At 62.1% G+C, this 1,690-nt stretch carries 1 protein-coding gene; it reads right to left on the reverse strand.

Going from position 1 to position 1,690, the window contains the following annotated elements; all coding sequences use genetic code 11:
- Nucleotides 1-193: 193 nt before the first annotated feature.
- Nucleotides 194-1,546: a tetratricopeptide repeat protein gene (locus ACW9I6_RS32275; protein ID WP_177021167.1), complete on the reverse strand. Its 1,353-nt coding sequence runs from the start codon at nucleotides 1,544-1,546 to the stop codon at nucleotides 194-196.
- Between the last annotated feature and the right edge of the window lie 144 nt (nucleotides 1,547-1,690).

Genomic DNA, 1,690 nt, shown 5'->3' on the forward strand with positions numbered 1-1,690 from the left:
TTCGCGAGCAAGCCCGCTCCCACATTTGGACCGTGCCCGCTTTAGCTTTTGATTTACAACACTCAAGCCGGCCGGGAGGCCGCTGTGCTGTTGATCTGCTTTTGATCTTGATCTTACGCGCCCCGTTAAACCACGCTGGCCGAAGCGAGGTGCCGAGTGGTGGGGCAAAAGCGGAACCGATACAAGCCATCACCTAAATAACGGATATCCCCCCAATCCGCGCCCGCGCCCGCAGCGCCTCCCCAGGCAACCCCAAAGCCTCATACACCACCACCAAAGCTCGGTTCGTCGGCACATCCAGCCCGTCATACCGCCGGCGCAATTCCAGCGTCTGCTGCGCCCCAAGCCAATCCCCAACCCGCAACCGTGCGTCCAGCTCCACCTGCGCAAACAAATCCCGCTGCGCATGACTCCCGCCAATCTCATTCAGCCGCGGCAACGCTATCCCCAGCTGTTCCAACGCCCGCCGGGCATCCCCCCGGGCATGCGCCAACAACCCCTCAGCCAACGGCAACGTCACTTCCCGCCAAACCGGCCGCGCTTCCACACTGTGCCTGCGCAAAGCCGCCAACAACTGATCCGCCTCAGGCTTGCCCGCCCGGGCCAACCCATACAAATACTGCACACTCAAAAATGGCTGTACCGCATCCCCAACCCGACGCTGCAGGTAGGGCGCCAACGCCTGCCACCGCCCACCCACATCAATCCCGGCCAGCTCCAGCCGCGCCAGCAATGACACCGCGCCCACCTGATCCTGGGAGTACTCCGGCAAGATCCCCCACACATGCCGGTCATAAATCTCCAGCACCCGCTGATCCTCCCCGCGCCCCAGATAAAACAACGCGAGATGCCACCAGTTATGGGTGTACATGAACGAGTTAAGCCCGTCCCAGTGCTGCTTCACGCCCTCCAGAAACCCGATGCCTTCCTCGATACGCCCCTGGGTCAGCATCACATGGGCCAATGCGTGATGGGCCCATGGCTCGGACGCCTGCAACCGCAACGCCTCAAGCGCACTGGCCTCGGCTTCCTCCAGCAAATGACACTGCTCATACGCAAACGCCAGTAGCCCGTGACTGTGGGCGATATCCGGCGCGCCGGCGGTGGCTTTCAAACCGATCCGCAGCAGCGCCGGCCAGTTGCCCCGGTTGAATTCCAGGTACTGGTTGAGCTTGGCCGCAAGCAGGTCCCGCGGATAAAGATCCAGCAGATGCTCGCTGAGGCGCAGCACTTCATCCAGCTCGTCGTTGATCCAGGCTTGCAGCACTTGCAGATACACGAGCGCCCGTGGATGCCGGGAATTCACCGCCGCCGCCCGCTGACGGTACTTCTCGGCCAGCACAGGGCCCTCGGGCGACTCGATAAACATCAGCAGCAGGCCGGCAAATCCGTTGGCCAATGCTGAGTCGGGGTCGGCATCGGCGACCGCGAGGATGCCCTCGGCACGGGGCTGATAGCCGAGAAAACCGCCGACGAAATCATCCAGGCCCTGACGGGTGGCGGGGTTGAGGGTGTCGATGGGGTTGCCCAGGTAATCCAGTGACATGCGCTTCAAACTCATGGGTTCAGATAGCGGTTAGAAGGGCAAACCTTGTGCCAGTGATGGGGCCCTCAAACTTCAAACCTTACCGTAGCAGCTGCCGAGCCTTGTCGAGGCTGCGTTGGCGGCATATCTGACACACCGCAGACG

The organism is Pseudomonas sp. SDO5522_S412, assembly GCF_054071215.1.

Excerpts from the sequence above, each read along its gene's own strand:
- ACW9I6_RS32275 (WP_177021167.1), bottom strand. The coding sequence starts at position 1,546 with ATGTCACTGGATTACCTGGGCAACCCCATCGACACCCTCAACCCCGCC.